Raw genomic sequence first — 1,108 nt, 5'->3', positions numbered from 1 at the left:
ATGTAATCGGGGTTGCGGTGGATCAGCATGATCGAAAAGCAGCCGTCGATCAAAAGCACGATCTCGCGCCCCAGGGTTTGCGGCTCCGCGACGCCATGGTCCGACAGGGCGCCGGCCAGCCATGTTTCGAAATTCAGCTTGTGCCGCGCGCCCACCTTGACCGCCGGATGTCCGGGCATCGAGGCGAGTTCGGCGGCCGTGCGCAGGAAGCCGCATCCTTTCCATTTCGGGTGGCGAGCGGACCTCGCCAGATTGGTGAAGATCGCCTCGACCTTGCGATCCGCGCCGCCTTCGGCAGCCTCGAACCAGCCGGCCATCCGCTTCAGATTGGGTTGGTCGCGGCCGTCGAGATAGGCGGCGATCAGGTCGTCCTTGCTCTTGAAATGGTAGTAGAGCGTGCGCTTGGTGAGACCCGCTTCCTCGGCAACGGCATCGACGCTGACACGACCGATTCCTTCTGCATAGAAGAGCCTGGTCGCGGCATCGACAATGCGTTTGCGGGTAGGGCTCTGCGTGTCGGGCATAAGCCTATGTATACCGACTAGTGAATATACACAAGCGACAAAGGGCATAGTCTTCCTTCCATCAGCATGATGGAGAAGGAACAGCCAAATGACAGATCTTGTCCTTAGCGAAACCCGGGATGGGATTGCCATCCTCACCCTCAACCGGCCGGAGAAACTCAACGCGCTGAACTATGCCCTGATCGACCGCCTGCTTGCGGTCCTTGACGACATGGAAGTCGATGACGGCGTCCGAGCGGTCATTCTGACCGGAGCAGGGGAGCGGGCGTTTTCGGCGGGGGGCGACATTCACGAGTTCTCGGCCAGCGTGGCGCTTGGCGTCGGTGTCGCGATGCGGGATTTCGTCATGCGCGGGCAGCGGCTGACGGCGAGGCTGGAAGCCTACCGCAAGCCCATCATCGCCGCCGTCAACGGCATTGCCTTTGGTGGCGGCTGCGAAATCACCGAGGCCGTACCGCTCGCTATCGCCAGTGACCGCGCTTTGTTCGCCAAGCCGGAAATCAACCTCGCAATGCCGCCGACCTTTGGTGGAACCCAGCGCTTGCCGAGGCTCGCGGGGCGCAAGCGGGCGCTCGAACTGCTGT

General features: G+C 62.0%; 2 protein-coding genes. One reads left to right on the top strand and one right to left on the bottom strand.

Translation table 11 applies throughout. The features are described from left to right. Positions 1-524: TetR/AcrR family transcriptional regulator (locus EN969_RS32365; protein WP_206525299.1), on the bottom strand; the 524-nt coding region annotated here is incomplete at its 3' end. Between the two features lie 88 nt (positions 525-612). Here EN969_RS32365 and EN969_RS32360 point away from each other — a divergent pair. Beyond that, positions 613-1,108: enoyl-CoA hydratase/isomerase family protein (locus tag EN969_RS32360; RefSeq protein ID WP_206525298.1), on the top strand; the 496-nt coding region annotated here is incomplete at its 3' end.

Source organism: Mesorhizobium sp. M7A.F.Ca.CA.003.01.2.1, from assembly GCF_003998945.1.
Classification (GTDB): Bacteria; Pseudomonadota; Alphaproteobacteria; order Rhizobiales; family Rhizobiaceae; genus Mesorhizobium; species Mesorhizobium ciceri.
Note: the sequence above shows the minus strand (reverse complement) of the source record. Positions and strands in the feature narration are given on the sequence as shown.